The organism is Oecophyllibacter saccharovorans, from assembly GCF_006542375.1.
Classification (GTDB): Bacteria; Pseudomonadota; Alphaproteobacteria; order Acetobacterales; family Acetobacteraceae; genus Oecophyllibacter; species Oecophyllibacter saccharovorans.
This window is the reverse complement of sequence record NZ_CP038143.1, coordinates 1,257,894-1,272,738: the sequence shown is the minus strand read 5'-3', so window position 1 is coordinate 1,272,738 and position 14,845 is coordinate 1,257,894. Positions and strand designations below refer to the sequence as shown.

At 62.6% G+C, this 14,845-nt stretch carries 15 protein-coding genes; 3 read left to right on the top strand and 12 right to left on the bottom strand.

Translation table 11 applies throughout. The annotated features are described in order from the left end of the window. Positions 1–3 precede the first annotated feature (3 nt). Positions 4–1,746 (bottom strand): alpha-keto acid decarboxylase family protein, encoded by a 1,743-nt coding sequence (locus E3E11_RS05475; protein WP_141451512.1) that lies wholly within the window; start codon positions 1,744–1,746, stop codon positions 4–6. 211 nt (positions 1,747–1,957) lie between these two features. Next, positions 1,958–2,539, bottom strand: a complete 582-nt coding sequence (locus E3E11_RS08490; RefSeq protein WP_194149684.1) for a YMGG-like glycine zipper-containing protein — start codon at positions 2,537–2,539, stop codon at positions 1,958–1,960. Here E3E11_RS08490 and E3E11_RS05465 point away from each other — a divergent pair. Further along, complete coding sequence (locus E3E11_RS05465) at positions 2,538–3,344, top strand: tetratricopeptide repeat protein (RefSeq protein WP_141451511.1); 807 nt, start codon at positions 2,538–2,540, stop codon at positions 3,342–3,344. The genes E3E11_RS08490 and E3E11_RS05465 overlap by 2 nt on opposite strands. 9 nt (positions 3,345–3,353) lie before the next feature. Here the strand turns inward: E3E11_RS05465 and E3E11_RS05460 are convergent, their stop codons facing one another. From E3E11_RS05460 to E3E11_RS05430, 7 genes are all read right to left on the bottom strand, one after another. Beyond that, positions 3,354–5,588, bottom strand: a complete 2,235-nt coding sequence (locus E3E11_RS05460; protein WP_231118850.1) for a TonB-dependent receptor — start codon at positions 5,586–5,588, stop codon at positions 3,354–3,356. 432 nt (positions 5,589–6,020) lie between these two features. Further along, the gene (locus E3E11_RS05455) at positions 6,021–6,488 is read right to left on the bottom strand and encodes a molybdenum cofactor biosynthesis protein MoaE (RefSeq protein ID WP_141451509.1); all 468 of its coding nucleotides are present in this window, start codon (positions 6,486–6,488) and stop codon (positions 6,021–6,023) included. A 6-nt stretch (positions 6,489–6,494) separates the two neighbouring features. Beyond that, entirely contained in the window at positions 6,495–6,737 is a 243-nt protein-coding gene (locus E3E11_RS05450) for a MoaD/ThiS family protein (protein WP_141451508.1), read from the bottom strand. Positions 6,738–6,796: 59 nt separating this feature from the next. Next, complete coding sequence (gene mobA / locus E3E11_RS05445; RefSeq protein ID WP_141451507.1) at positions 6,797–7,411, bottom strand: molybdenum cofactor guanylyltransferase; 615 nt, start codon at positions 7,409–7,411, stop codon at positions 6,797–6,799. Continuing rightward, a complete protein-coding gene (gene moaC, locus E3E11_RS05440; protein ID WP_141451506.1) occupies positions 7,408–7,920 on the bottom strand; it encodes a cyclic pyranopterin monophosphate synthase MoaC in 513 nt (170 codons plus the stop codon). The genes mobA and moaC overlap by 4 nt, the downstream gene beginning before the upstream one ends. A 64-nt stretch (positions 7,921–7,984) precedes the next feature. Next, positions 7,985–9,112, bottom strand: coding sequence for a GTP 3',8-cyclase MoaA (gene moaA / locus E3E11_RS05435; protein ID WP_141451505.1), 1,128 nt, complete (start codon positions 9,110–9,112; stop codon positions 7,985–7,987). Continuing rightward, the gene (locus E3E11_RS05430; protein WP_141451504.1) at positions 9,102–10,319 is read right to left on the bottom strand and encodes a molybdopterin molybdotransferase MoeA; all 1,218 of its coding nucleotides are present in this window, start codon (positions 10,317–10,319) and stop codon (positions 9,102–9,104) included. Before E3E11_RS05430 ends, moaA begins: the two co-directional genes overlap by 11 nt. 339 nt (positions 10,320–10,658) lie before the next feature. Between E3E11_RS05430 and E3E11_RS05425 the strand changes: the two genes are divergently transcribed. After that, a complete protein-coding gene (locus tag E3E11_RS05425) occupies positions 10,659–11,741 on the top strand; it encodes an XdhC family protein (RefSeq protein ID WP_231118849.1) in 1,083 nt (360 codons plus the stop codon). After that, positions 11,738–12,418 carry a nucleotidyltransferase family protein gene (locus E3E11_RS05420; protein WP_141451503.1) on the top strand — a complete coding sequence of 227 codons (681 nt, stop codon included), beginning with the start codon at positions 11,738–11,740 and terminating at the stop codon, positions 12,416–12,418. The genes E3E11_RS05425 and E3E11_RS05420 overlap by 4 nt, the downstream gene beginning before the upstream one ends. Before the next feature lie 15 nt (positions 12,419–12,433). Here the strand turns inward: E3E11_RS05420 and E3E11_RS05415 are convergent, their stop codons facing one another. The 3 genes from E3E11_RS05415 to rplM form a co-directional block, all read right to left on the bottom strand. Then, the gene (locus E3E11_RS05415; protein WP_141451502.1) at positions 12,434–13,531 is read right to left on the bottom strand and encodes a branched-chain amino acid aminotransferase; all 1,098 of its coding nucleotides are present in this window, start codon (positions 13,529–13,531) and stop codon (positions 12,434–12,436) included. A 225-nt stretch (positions 13,532–13,756) separates the two neighbouring features. Continuing rightward, entirely contained in the window at positions 13,757–14,263 is a 507-nt protein-coding gene (gene rpsI / locus E3E11_RS05410) for a 30S ribosomal protein S9 (protein WP_141451501.1), read from the bottom strand. Between the two features lie 11 nt (positions 14,264–14,274). Next, positions 14,275–14,754 carry a 50S ribosomal protein L13 gene (gene rplM, locus E3E11_RS05405; RefSeq protein WP_194149587.1) on the bottom strand — a complete coding sequence of 160 codons (480 nt, stop codon included), beginning with the start codon at positions 14,752–14,754 and terminating at the stop codon, positions 14,275–14,277. Between the last annotated feature and the right edge of the window lie 91 nt (positions 14,755–14,845).

The window sequence follows — 14,845 nt, the reverse complement described above, 5'->3', positions numbered from 1 at the left end:
AGCTCAAAGAGCGCGGGCATAATCGTAATGATTGCAGGTCTGGCCGAATTTCAGCATTTTCGCAGGCACATCCATCGGGCCCAGATGCACTTCAATCAGCACCAGCCCTTCCGGGTTTTCCGCCGCTTTCAGGGCTTCTTCAAGCTCGACCTGGTTGCTGACCGAGAAAGACCGATGCCGTGCTTTGGGACCGAATACGCCTGGCAGGCCGGTATAGTCCCAGTTGGCGATATCATTATAGGCGGCGTGAACGCCCAGAATGCAGCGCTCGACCGTGTAGCCGCGATTGTTGATCACGAACATCACCAGAGACTGGTCGTGGCGGAGCATGGTGGAGATCTCCTGCGCCGTCATCTGCAGCGCCCCGTCCCCGATGAACAGCAGGGAACGGCCTTCATCTTCCGTTGGTGCCGTGCGCCCCCCTTCCGCTGCCACCGCTTTGGTCCGTGCGAAGGTCATGCCCATGATGGCCGGGCAGGTATAGCCGATGGCGCTCCAGGCAGGCTGGATGACGTAACGGGTCCTGTCCGGAAAAGTCATGGCATTGAGCGCGGTGGATGACAGACCGGCCTCAGCTGCGATCACGTCTCCGCTGCGCAGAAAGGCCTGGATACGGTTCCAGAAGACCGACCCATTCCATTTCCCCGCCTCACCGGACGGCTCAGAAGCAGCAGGGACGTCAGCAGGTCGGGAAGGACCGGTTTCCGGCAGAGCGAAAGGCTTGTGACCCTCCAGGCGCTCCAATGTCGCCGCCAACACCGCTTTCAGCCCGGCTCCGTTCAGAACACGCGCCTGCTGGCCAAAGCCGGTCTGCACGCAATCGGCGTCCAGGTTGATCCAGGCATCAGACTGGATCTTCTGGGTGAAATAGGCTGTGGCCAGGTCTGAGAACCGCACCCCAAGCCCGATGACGCAATCAGCCTGCGCCACATAGTCATAAAGCGCCGGCGCTGAACCGGCCCCGACATAAACCCCCCGGTAAGCAGGCGATGATTCCGGCAGAGTCCCTTTGCCTGCCAGCATGACCGCAAAGGGAATGCCGGTTTTCTCTATGAAATGCGCCACTTCCTGCTCAAGCTGGAAGCGGGAGACCACGCAGTCCACCAGCAGGATCGGCGCGCGCGCTTCGCTGATCTTGTCAGCCAGCAGATCGGCCGTCATGGCAAGGGTGCCGGGATCAGAAGGGGGCGGGGCCAGATTAAGCGGCGCTGTAGGCGCAGGGATCATGACGGAAGCCACATCTGAAGGCAGCTGGAGATAGCCGGGCAGCCTGCGCTGGCAGACAGCCGTGATCACCCGGTCGATCTCAGCGCCTGCCGTATCCGGCAGGAGACGGGCCTGTGCAGTGGTGAACGGCACATGAGCCTGCATCATGTTGTCGTAATCGCCATTGAGGAGCGTATGGTGCACCAGCGCCCGCGTCTCGATCGCATGAAGCGGCGGCGCACCTGCCAGCGACAGGACGGGCACCCGCTCGGCATACGCTCCAGCGATGGCCTGCAGGGCCGAGAGATCCCCTACCCCGTAAGTGGTCAGCAAGGCGCTGAAACCCGACAGGCGTCCGTCGCCATCAGCGGCGTAACCGCCGTTCAGCTCATTGCAGGTGCCGATAAAGGCGATTCGTCCGTCTGCAGCCAGCATCTCCAGGAATTCGAGATTGAAATCCCCCGGCACGCCGTAGAGGCGGCGCAATCCTGCTTCATAGAGACGGTTGATAAGATACTGGCCGATCGGGATCAGGGACATCAGGCGCAACTCCGCAAGGTCGGAAACAGGCGGAACGGGCAGAGCCGGGCACAAGCCACGCAGGCTCCAGGCGTTCCGGCAGGCATCTTCCGCCTCCCGCGCCGGCCCGGCAAGGCAGAAGGCGGAAAAATATTTCTCCGCCCCTGACGGATCTGACCCTGATGGATTCCCTGATGAATTTAATTCCGACTGCCCCGACAGTCAGCCCGGCTCAGCGACGGGGATCGTTGCGGTTGGGGGTTGTGAGATAGCCTGTCGTCGCTCCGACCGCCGCACCGCTGAGCGCACCGATCGCAGCCCCCCTGCCACCGCCCGCCAGCGCGCCGATCGCAGCGCCCGCCCCGGCACCGAGCAGACCGCCGCTCACGGTACGGCCCGTATGGGTATGGGCCTGGTAATCCGTGCAGGCCCCAAGCGTGAAGGTGAGCGGCAGGGCCAGCGCACTGACCAGGGCTGCTGACCGGCAAAGGCGCTGCAGGGCTGAGCCCGGCCTGATCTGCACAGGGGTGACTTGCTGAAAAGCTTCCAGGCGGGCCAGGCCGTTCTTCACATCGTTCTGCAGGTCCGTCATCGAAAGATTCTCCCAATCATTTCCAGAAAGGCTCTGAAAGCCTGAACACTCACGGGAGTGAAAAACCACAAGAATGGCCCTATCGTGGCACGGGGGGCTTTCAGGGACGAAAATCCCTGGGTCTGAACGGGTTTTTAATGTCATGGTGACCCAGAGCCATCCTGTCCAGGACGTCAGGCCTGTCAGCATGGAACGCCCTTCATCAGGCGGAACTGCACGCATGATTTTACAGCTTCCTTCACTCAGAACCGCTTTTCCCACCGGCCTGCTCAAGCGGTTGCGCCCCAAAAAGAAACCGGCCCGTCCGACCAGCAGGCAGGCTGACTGGCCTGCAGAACTACAGGAAATTTACGCGCGCGCCCTCAAAGGCCATACGCTGCAGCAGGTACTCTGGGGCAAAGCGCTTCTCGACAGCATCTGGATGCCACCTGATCCGCAACAGGCCCGTGAATGGTTCCTGATCGCAGCGCAGGCCGGTGAGGGCGCTGCCCACAACATGCTCGGCCGTTGCGCGCATTTCGGCTGGGGAGACAAGCGTGATCTGGCTCAGGCGCGCCAGCATTATGAAAACGCTGCCCGGCTTGGCGACCTGTGGGGATACTACAATCTGGGTATCTGTGTCCTGCGCGGCCTGGGCGGCGCTGAAGACCGCAACCAGGCTTTCAGGCTTTTTCGCCACGCAGCCCTGCGCGGTCATGCCAAATCCATGAACCTGCTTGCCCGCTTCATGGAAGAGGGCTGGGAGACACCGCGCAACCCGCAGGCAGCGCTGGAATGGTACCGGCGTGCTGCAACGGGCGGGGATTACAGGGGGCAGCATAATTACGCCACCGCCTTGCTGGCGATGAACTGCGGGGGGGAAGCGCTTTTCTGGTGGCGCCAGGCGGTGGAGGAAGCAACGCCGGACATTCTGCTGGCCATGCAACGCAGCTTTTCCAAGCCAGGCGCGCCGCAGGACCCCGGCCTGCAGTGCCGCGTAGCGCAACGGCTTTCCAACCTGGCCGTTGCGCCCGCTCCCTCTTCCTGAAAAGCGGAGTTACAGGAAGTTCAGCCCCAGCGTCATCGTGAACTGATAAGTCCTGGGGAGACCGGCCATGGCCGTATCATTGCCCTCCGCCCCGTTGATGCTGTTGGGAAAGACTGAGGCCCAGTAGCGCTCATTGGTCACGTTGTTGACCCCGAAGCGGAAGGCCGCACTCTGGCCGTAGATCCGCGTTGCGTAGCGGATGCCCAGATCTAGCGTGACATAAGAACCCGCAAAGGTGCGATTGGTCACGTCCGCTGCCCGCCGCCCCGTATAGTGCACATTGGCCGTGAGGGCTGTGCCGCGGAAAACCGTTTTTGCCAGCGGCAGGGTATAATCCAGCAGGATATTGGCCATGACCGGCGGCACACCGACCACCTGCTTGTGCGAGGTTGCCGGGCTTGCGGTTTTCCCCACCTGCGCATCCAGCCATGTCACGCCGCCCATGATGGCCAGATCAGGTGTGAGATGACCGCTGGCCATGAACTCGACGCCGTAATTGCGCTGCATCCCCCCTTCCCCAAACACATGCGTGACAGGGTCGGTAAAGGAATAGGGACGCGTCATGCGGAAGCCGTCCGCCGTCAGCAACAGCGAGTCACAGGGCTGCCACTTGGCACCGACCTCATACTGCTCCGACTGCAGGGGGGGCTGAACGCCGCCCTGATTGTATTTATTGGTCGGCGACAGCAGGCCGGGCTGGATGGATTTCCCCCAGTTGAAATAGAAGGTCGCGTTCTGCACGGGCTTGTAATTCAACGTCACCACCGGCGCGAAATAGCCGTTGTCGGAGAAATTGCCCTTCGGGTTGGAAATGCCGGCCTTGTTCCAGTTCTTGGTCTTCAGCCAGGCCCAGGAAAGCTCCCCCATGACCGAGACCTGGCGACCGATATCCAGCGTGTCGCCCACCATCAGCGTCTGCACGCGCGTAAAAGCGGACTGGTACGTGCCGTGGCTGTGCGGCTGGGGGCCATCAACCACTTTCGGCGCCCTGATATTGGCCTGGTCGATCGTGAAGGTCTGGCCCACGCGCGGATTGTAATTGCCCAGGGAATAGCCGGTTGAGCCCAGGTTGAGATGATGCACCACAAAGCCGGTCCGCACCCTGCCGTCCAAATAGGCGAAGTTGCTCCAGTCCTTGAAGACCTTGGCGGTAGCCGGCGCGGCGATGCTCTGGGTGTAATCCCCGCGATTGTCAGTCAGGGTATTGTTGATGGTGAACACGTCACGCGCCGCATTCTGGTACAGCCCGCCCAGGCGCAGCTTCCAGGCCTCGTTGAACGCGTGCTCCAGCCGCGCAAGGCCAGTGCTGGTCGAGGTGTTGTAGCCGCCCTGGCGCTGCCCGTAGCCGCGCCGCGAAAGGTCAGGCGCCTGCGGCAGATCGATCCCGGCGCTGTAGACGAACTCTCCGGGCAGGCCCCTGAAAGCGGTGCTGTACTGGCTGCCGTCCAGATAGAGCGTGGTCTTTTCATCCAGATGGATGTCGACATCGCCACTGACCATGTTGCGGCGGATATGCGAGCCACCGACATAGCTTTCTCCGGTCTGGTTCAACAGGTTGAGCCTGCCGCCGAACCAGCCGATGCGCCCGCCTGCGTCAAGGCTTTCAACCGGCGCCCCGTTTGAATCGACCCCGACATTCAGCATCAGGGTGGGGGTATCGGTCGGGCGCTTGAGCACGTAATTGAACATGCCGGCCGGGTTCTGGGGGCCGTACAAGGCACCTGAAAGCCCGTTGAGCACCGTCAGGTGATCGAACTGCTCGGCCGCATAAGGCGTGGTGGTGAGGATGTTGAGCCCGTCCATGCGGGAATTGCTGATGACATCCCCCTCAAAGCCACGTGACTGCGGGCGGCTGATATTGGGGTCGCCGCGTTCCTCCAGCTGGACGGAAGGATTGTATTTCGCAGTATCGTTGATGTTGCGGATCTGCTGGTTCAGCAATACATCCCGACGGACCTCATCGACTGAAAAGGGGGTGTCGAGTATCGGCTTTGTCCCCAGCGGGCCGAGATCGACATCCTTGGCCATGTAGTCAGCCGCCGCCCCAGGGGCCGGGATGGTCTGGGCGCGCACTACCAGATGCTCAACGGGCAGATGTTCAACAGGTTGGTGTTTAAGGGGCTGGTGTTCAGTGGGTTTTCCGGCTGGCATGGTGCCGGCTGACGCCTTGGCGGCCGCGGCAACGCCGGACCGGGGGGCAACGCCCTTCCCCGCTGCAACAGGGGCCGTAACAGGTGCGGCCATGGCAGGCACAGGCATCTGGCCTGCCCAGAGCAACAGCCCCAGCGTCGTCCAGTTGCCCAGGGTCGGGGAAAACGGTTTCAGGTTTTCTGAGTGGTACAGGGACCCGGGATCGGGTTCTCTGCATGCGCGCGCCTCCGCGTGCTTTCGGGGTCCGCCCCGCGGGCGCGACCTGGCATGGAGCAAGGCGAACACACCTCTCCCCCTGCCGCCCTGGGAGTTTCCTCCACAGGCGTTGAACATTCCGGGCTTCACGCTGCCTCCCTCTTTGAACAATGCTGCCTCCGGGCAGACTTTTCCGGACCTTTCAGTCCATAGGACCAGACAAAAAACGCCCCTGCCCTTCCGGTCAGGAGCGTCTTTTCTCTCTTGCCAAACTCCCCAGGACTGCACCAGTCACCGGCCAGTGTTCGTAAGACCGAGAAGCATTATCGTTCAGGAGTGATGCGTATGCGCCGCTCCCTGATGGTGACAGGCGACCCATTGCGGCTCACCACCGACATAATGCTCGCGCTTCCAGACCGGCAGGCGGGTCTTGATCTCGTCGATGATGTAGCGGCAGGCCTGGAAGGCCGCATCGCGGTGGGGGGCGGAAACACCGATCCACACGGCCATGTCTCCCACTTTCAGGCTGCCGGCCCGGTGCATAGCCACAGCCTGCGCAATAGCGAATTTCTCCCGCGCTTCCTGCAGGATCTTCTCGCCTTCCTTCAGGGCCAGGGCCTCATAGACCTCGTAATCCAGCCCTTCCACCGGCAGGCCTTCATTCCTGTTGCGGACCCAGCCTTCAAAGGAACAGAAGCCTCCTGCTTCAGCGACATGCAGGGGCGCACGCAATGCTTCCAGCGATACAGGCGCATGGGCAACGCGGAACAACCCGGACTGTGCTTGCCTGACACTCATCGCGCCTCAGCCTCCTGTCACGGGCGGAATGAACACCACCACGTCGCCGTCGGCCAGCGGGTGCTCCCAGGGAACGAAAGCGTCGTTGACGGCAACGCGCAGCTGCGAGGGCTTGAAGGGAAAACCGTGACGCGCGCGCAGCTCTTCATAAAGGGGACCGGGCGTTGCATGCGCGGTCTCGCAGGCTTCACTTGCCGTGCCCGCAAGTTCGCGCAACTGCGCGAAATAATCGATACGGAGGGTCGTCATGAGTATGGGATCAGCTTTCTATTCAGACAGTTCGGGTCAGACAGTTCAGCGACAGGCCTTCAGGAACCAGTTTGCAGGCGGTGCAGCGCCGTTTCGCGCTCGGTCGGGGTATTGATATTGGCCAAAGCCGTCGGCTCAGGCAGGTCAAGCAGGCATGTGCGACTGTTGAGCAGGGCCTTGCGGGGACAGGGCTTGCCGGCTGCAACAAATTTCTCCAGCGCTTTCAGCGCGCCTGGTCGCCACAGGGTGCAGAGCGGCTCGGGCAGGCCGTCATGCGCACTTGTGAAAGCCACCGCCTCCCAGTCCTCCGGTCCCGTTTCAGTTTCAGCTCCGGCTTTCAGAAGGGCGGCCAGAGTGGCTTCATCCAGCAGGGGCAGATCGCAGGCCAGCACCAGCCAGGTCGCCTGGGGATAAGCGTGATGGGCTGCCAGAAGGCCGGCTGCCGGCCCGCGAACGGCGCCAGCTTCATCAACGATCTGCGGATAAGCGGCCCGGACCGGGTCCTGCGGCTGGCCGGGCCGCACGGAAACGAAGGCGCGCGCCACATGCGGCTTGATCAGGTTCATGGCGCGGGTCAGCTGGGGCAGGCCGCCGTAGTCCAGCTGCGCCTTGTCGCGCCCCATGCGCGTGCTTGCTCCCCCGCTGAGAACCAGGCCATAAAGCTCTTCTCTCATGCGCTTTTTCCGCCTGCAGCCTTTTCCCTGGAGAAATCCCGCTTGCCGCCTGACTTGCCCATCAGGCGCACTTCGCGGATCACGATATCATGGCTGAGGGCCTTGCACATATCGTAAACCGTCAGAGCCGCCACCGTGGCACCCGTCAACGCCTCCATCTCCACGCCTGTCTTGCCTTCGCAGGAAACGCGACAGGATATGACCACTTCATCGCCTGCCAGGGTCAGCTCCAGCCTGCATCCCGTCACCGCCAGCGGATGGCAGAGCGGGATGAGCTGGGAGGTCATCTTCATTCCCATGACCCCGGCGATCTGGGCCACCGTCAGCACCGCGCCCTTCTTGGTCATGAAGCCCGCCTCACGCAATGGCTCGGCCACTTCCGGCGGCAGCCAGACGCGTGCCTGCGCCTCGGCCTCGCGCCTGGACACGTCTTTGGTGCCGACATCCACCATACGCGGCTCAGCCCCCTTCTCATCCACATGCGTCAGGGGGCCCTGATCTTTCTGCATCTTCTTCACGCCTTCACTGCCTTTTCAGCCAATATCTTCACCGACCCTGCTCTCCGCCATCGCTTCAGCCACCGATATAGTTCATTTCCACCCGCGGCTGCCGGCTTCCCCCGCGCTTGCCGCCTTCCGGGCGCTCCCATTGCCGGGTTTCCCCCGAAAGCTGTCCGCGTTCCTCACTGTAGCGGTCATCGCGTCGCTCCCAGATAGACCGCAGATGGGCGGTCAGCTGACTGTCTGAGGGATTTTCATGACGCAGGAAATACCGCAGGTCCGCCCCCTGGCTTGCGAACAGGCAGGTATAGAACTTGCCGTCTGATGAAAGGCGCGCACGCGTGCAGCCACCGCAGAAAGGCGCGGTCACCGAAGCGATCAGCCCGATTTCCCCGCTCCCATCGGCAAAACGGTAGCGCCGTGCCACTTCCCCCGGATAAGTGGGCGGCAGGCTTACCAGCGGCGCGATTTCGCTCAGGAGCTCACGGATTTCCCGCGCTGTCATGACATCAGACCGCTCCCAGCCGTTCCGCGTGCCGACATCCATGTATTCGACAAAGCGCAGCACCACATCCTGAAAACGGAAATGCCGGGCCAGCGACACAATCTCGGAGTCATTGACACCGCGCTGCACCACCGCATTCAGCTTCACCCCGCCCGGAAAGCCAGCCTGGCGCGCCGCTTCAATGCCGGCCAGCACGGCCGCCACCGAACCGCGGTTGCCGCTCATCCGAGCAAAGACCTTCGGATCCAGCGCGTCGATACTGACCGTGACGCGGTGCAGACCCGCTTCGCGCAAGGCCTGCGCCTGGCGATCCAGAAGCACGCCGTTGGTGGTCAGGGCAACATCCTCGATGCCAGGCAGGGCGGCCAGCCGTGCCACGAGTTCCGGCAGCTGCGGGCGCAGCAGGGGTTCGCCACCTGTCAGGCGCAGCTTGGTCACGCCAAGGGGAATGGCGGCCCGCGCCAGGCGCACGATCTCGTCAAAGCTGAGGCGTTCAGCAGGCGGCAGAAAACGGAAATCTTCCGGAAAGGTTGATTCCGGCATGCAGTAAGGGCAACGGAAATTGCAGCGGTCCATGACGGAAATCCGCAGGTCCCGCAAGGGTCGCCCGCGGCGGTCACGGACCGGCGCCACGGTTGCGCCGCTTTCCGTGGCAGACCTGGTTGCAGTAAAATCTGTCACGGATTTACCAGCCATAGAACCTGACCGGGCTGCCAGCAGACAATTGCAGGTTGCCCTCCGCACCAGGCGGAAGCTCCACGATGCCGTCTGTCTGCGCCAGGGTCATGAAATCGCCTGAGGTCGGCACCGGGCACGGCACCCCTTCCCCCGCCCCCCTGATCTGCACGGGCAGAAAGCGGGTGCGGTTCTGCAGGCGCTCAACCGGGGCGGAAAGCCGGAGCTCCGAAAGCCCCGGCGCAGATGGACCCCCAACTGTGCGGATCGCTTCGCCCAGTTGCCCGGCGCGCAGCAGGACAGAAACATAGCGCGCCGCACAGACCATGGCCGAGACCGGATTGCCCGGCAGCCCGAACACCCGCTGACCCTGCGGCCCGATCCCGAACCAGACCGGCCCGCCAGGACGTTGCAGGACGCGGTGAAACACCTTTTTCACCCCTGCCTGCTCCAATGCCTGGGGCACGTGGTCAAAAACGCCCATGGACACCCCCCCGCTCAGAATCAGCACGTCATGGGCGGCAAGCTGCGCCTGCAGATGCGCGGTCAGGGGGGCAATCGCGTCGCGCACCCAGCTGCGCTGCACCTCATGCACGCCCCAACCGGCCAGCAGGCCCTGCACACCGATATCGTTGGAACGGCGGATCTGCCAGGCCTCAACCGGCGCATCAACTGCCACCAGCTCATCGCCTGTGGAGATGATGCCCACGGAAGGCAGACGCCCGACCTGAACCTGAGAGACCCCGTTGGCCGCCAGCACAGCCAGGGCCGGACCGCCCAGATACTGCCCCGGGCGCAGGAGTACTACGCCCTGGCGGCAATCAGCGCCCCGCGGGTGGATGAACTGACCCACTTCCTGTGGCGTATCAGGCTGCAGGGAAATCTGGTCTCCCTCACGCCTCAGGCGCTCCACCGGCACCACGCAATCAGCCCCGTGCGGCAGAACCGCCCCGGTCATGATCTCAATGCAGGTGTTTCCCTCAGGCAGCGATTGCGGCGCCTGGCCCGCGCCCTGCAGGCCTGTGCAGGTCAGGGGGAAGGCGGCCTTGGCCCGGCAGGCGATCCCGTCCATCATCACGCGGTCATAAGGCGGCTGGTCACGCTCGGCACGGACTTCCTGGCGCAGCAGGCGACCGGCCGCCTGCCCAAGCGGCAGGCATTCCGTTCCGAAATCTCCCGCATGCGCCAGGATGCATTCTTCCGCTTGCGCCACTGTCAGAGCTGCCACGCCGTGTTCCTACCTTGCTCAATGCCTACCTTGATCAGCGAAGGAGACGCAAAAAGCCCCTTCCTGATCACGCGCCATGTTTCGCCGGGATTGTCCCCCCGCCCTGCCTGCCTCCCCTCTGCCGCCAAATCCAAATGAGGCAGCGTTAGTAAAGAGAAGCGCATGAGCAGGATACGCGTGGAAATACCAGCCGCGCGCCGTCCTGTTTCCTTGAGCTGCCTGAAGGGCGTATCATGCGGGCACGGACGCACAGAAGCGATCAGATGCTGTCTCTCTACCCCAGCCTCCGGACTTTTTCATCCAGGCTTTTCATAAAGTTTCTTTACAAGGATACGTTTTGTGACCGGAGAGGTCCAGAAAACACTTCACCCGCCGACCCCCCTTCTGCCGGACTGGCCGGAATACGGGCTGGTCGATGATGTGGTGCCAGTCCTGCGCAGCTGGCAACAGGCAGGCAAACGTGCAGCCCTTGCCACTCTGGTCTCGATCCAGGGACCTTCCCCCCGACCGCTCGGCAGCGAAATGGCTATCAGCAGCTCCGGTGAGGTGGTCGGTTATGTCTCCGGTGGCTGTGTGGAAGGCGCGGTCGCAACAGAAGCTCTGAACGTTCTTCAGACACGCAAGCCGCAGCTTCTGGATTATGGCGCAGGAAGCCCGGTTATGGACCTTCAGCTGGCCTGCGGCGGGCGAATCGGCATTTACGTCCGCGAGCTCCACGATATCGCCGCTTACACGCAAGCCCATGAAACAGCGGCGCGCGATCGGCTGCAGCTGGTTGTCAGAACAGACCTCGGCAATGGCCGTATGTCCTGGAAGGCCCTGCCTCATCCGGAGGCTGCCGAGCTGGCCCCACACCCCTCTTCTGGACGCAGCCCCTCCTCAACAACGCCTTTTCTGCGCTTCGTTCCGCCACCGCTCCGCCTTGTCCTGGTCGGCGGCGATCCGATCACCTTGGCCCTGGCGAAGCTCGCTCCTTTCTTCGGGCTGCAGGTGCATCTCCTGCGTCCCCATGGCCCCAGCCATCCCCCGGCTTTTCTGGCAGCCCACAGCTATGACCGCCGTCCGCTGTCCCAATCGCTGGCCGAGCTGGCGCCTGATCCATGGACGGCGGTCTACAGCCTCTCACATGACGCGGAGACCGATCACAGCGTCACCTGCCAGGCCTTGGCTTCAAACGCTTTCTGCATCGGATTGCTGGGCAGCAAGTCGCGCATCCCGGCACGGATGGAACGCCTGAGACATGAGGGGTTTTCTCCAGCCCAGCTGGCACGGCTCCACCTGCCTGCAGGCCTTCCCCTCGCCAGTCGGACGCCAAGCGGCATCGCACTCTCCATTCTGGCGGAAGTCCTGCAATACGCACCGGTCTTTCAGGCAGGCTACGCGCCCGACAGCTCCGACCCGTCTGACGTTAAGGCGCCATGACCTCCCACCCCCATGCCGTGCTTCTGCTGGCGGCTGGCGGCAGCACCCGACTCGGACGACCCAAACAGCTTCTTCCCTGGCACGGTCAACCTCTGGTCCGGCAGGTAGCGCAAATTCTTGCCGGCACGCAGCCTGAAACCTTCGTGGTCGTGACCGGCGCGCACCATTGTGAAGTCCGCCACGCCCTGAGCGGGCTGAACTGGCAGGAAGCGTATAATTCTGACTGGCAGGCAGGCCTGGCTTCCTCCCTGCAGGCTGGTCTGGGGCAGCTGGCCCGCAGCGGTTTCACCACGCAGGGGCCGGTCCTGGTAGCGATGACGGATCAGCCTTTTCTGACCCCAGCCCATCTTCAGGCCCTGCTGAAAGCCAGCCGGCAAGGAACAGGAGGCTGGCGGAATGTGGTGACAGGTTATGGTCCCCCTGCACAGACGCCTGAAAACGGCCTGCAGCGCAGGCCCCCGCAAGGCGTGCCGGCCTGTCTGACCCCCGACACCTGCGCACGGGCCGGGCACTTGCGCGGAGACCAGGGATTCCGCAATCTCTGGCTGGAACCCCCGGCGGTCATTGAAGCACCCGAGCTGGGATTGGACATCGACACGCCTGCCGACTGGCAGGAAGCCTGCACACGGCTGAAACGTTTCCCGAACGCTGATAAAAATGTACAGGCTCCCGACTAGAACCCGCCAGAAGCGTCAATCCAGCGCAACCGGCTGCACCCAACCGAACGGATCGGGGTATCTGCCACGCTGCAGCCCGGTCAGCTTCTCGCGCAGCTTCAGCGTGACGGGACCGGGGGTGTTGCCATCACCGAATTTCACCTCGCCGCCAGGACGCCTGAAGCTGCCGATCGGAGAAAGCGCTGCGGCCGTGCCGCAGGCGAAAGCCTCGACAATTTCACCGGAGCGGGCCCCTTTAAACACCTCTTCGATATCAACGGGTTCTTCCCGCATCTCAATGCCCATCTCACGCCCCAGCCTGAGAAGGCTGTCACGCGTGATGCCGCGCAGGATGGTGCCATTCAGCGGCGGGGTGGATACATGGCCGTCGCGATGGACGAACATGACATTCATCCCCCCCATCTCCTCGACATAACGGCGATTGGCCGAATCAAGAAACAAAACCTGATCGCAGCCCTGCCTCTTCGCTTCCTGCTGGGCAACAAGACTGCCGGCATAATTACCGCCGCATTTGGCCTCACCCGTGCCGCCCGGCGCAGCACGGGTATAGTTCTCCGACACCCAGACCGACACGGCACCCTTGCTGAAATAGCTGCCGGCTGGCGAGGCGAGAACGCAGAACACATAGTTATTGGCCGGTTTGACGCCGAGGAAAGCCCCATCGGATATCATGAAGGGGCGCAGGTACAGGCTGTGCCCTTCCCCCTCGGGAATCCAGTCCTTTTCCACTTTCAAAAGTTCTTCCAGGGCCTGGAGGAACAGTTCTTCGGGAAGTTCCGGCATGGCCAGGCGGCGCGCAGAAGCCTTGAAACGCCGTGCATTCGCATCAGGCCGGAAAAGAGCCACCCCCTTCTCACCCTCACGGGGCGCATGGTGATAGGCCTTGAGGCCTTCGAAGATCTCCTGTCCGTAGTGAAATACGGGGGAAGCCGGATCGACCTGGAAAGGGCGGCGCGCGGTGATTTTCGCATCATGCCAGCCCTGGTCATCCGAATAGCTGATCAATGCCATGTGATCGGTAAAGACCTGGCCGAAGCCAGGCAGCCCCAACAGGCGGCGGCGCGCCTCGGCCGGCGTGGGACTGGAAGTTCTTTCAATTTTGAATAAAGCCATGGCCCCTTCCCGTAATTCATCCGGCAGCCAGTTGCGCTCTCACGCCCGAAACGCCTGGCAGGCGCCTGATCCGTGATGGCAGACCTTGACCGGCAATACCGCAGAAACACTCAGAACAATAATCAAATCAATACTGACAATACCGCAAAAACAAAGCTCCCGGCAGCCTTGATGCCACCGGGAGCCCTGAAAAACTGCCTGAATACCCTGCTTTTGCAGAAGCGATCAGCGCTTGGAGAACTGGAAGGAACGACGGGCCTTAGCACGACCGTATTTCTTGCGTTCAACCACACGGCTGTCACGGGTGAGGAAGCCGGCAGCCTTGAGGATGCCGCGCAGTTCAGGCTCGTAATAGGTTAGTGCACGGGAAATGCCGTGACGCAGCGCGCCAGCCTGGCCGGAGAGCCCACCACCTTTGACAGTGCAGAACACGTCGAACTGGTTGTAGCGGTCCACCACCAGGAAGGGCTGGGTCAGCAGCATGCGCAGCACGGGACGGGCGAAGTAGTCCGTGACCGGGCGGCCATTGACCACGATGTCGCCTTTACCGGGCTTGATCCAGACGCGGGCCACGGCGTCCTTGCGGCGCCCGGTCGCATAGGAGCGGCCCTGGGCATCGCGCTTGACTTCATGAACCGGGGCGGTGTTGACGACGATCTCGGACACACCGGCGAGATCCTGCAGCGTTCCGGTGCGCTCGGCAGCGGCGTTGCGCTCTTGAGTCTCTGACATGATGCGGATCCTTACGCCTTGCTCAGGGTGTTTTTGCGGTTGAGGGCGGCAACATCCAGCTTCTTGGGATTCTGCCCTTCATGGGGATGCTTGTCGCCAGCATAAACGTACAGATTCTTCATCTGCTGGCGCTGCAGCGGGCCGCGGGAAATCATGCGTTCAACCGCTTTGCGCACAACGTGGTCAGGGTGATGGCCCTGAAGACGCTGCGTGATGGTGCGCTCCTTGATGCCGCCCGGATAGCCGGTGTGGTAATGAAAGAGCTTCTGGCCGACCTTGTTGCCGGTCAGCGCCACCTTTTCGGCGTTGATCACCACGATGGCATCGCCGCAATCCACGTTCGGGGTGAACTGGGGCTTGTTCTTGCCGCGCAGGCGGGCTGCGATCAGAGAGGCGAGGCGGCCCAGAACGAGCCCTTCGGCGTCGATCAGGATCCAGTCGCGCTTCACCTCGGCCGGTTTCAGCGAAACCGTTGTCTTCGTCATTGACATTCTATCAGTGCCGTTTCCAGACTTGCGGCGTCGCGTCAACACACAACGCCAGTGAACCAGCCTGTCCGGATCTTTTTCCGCTTCGCGTCTC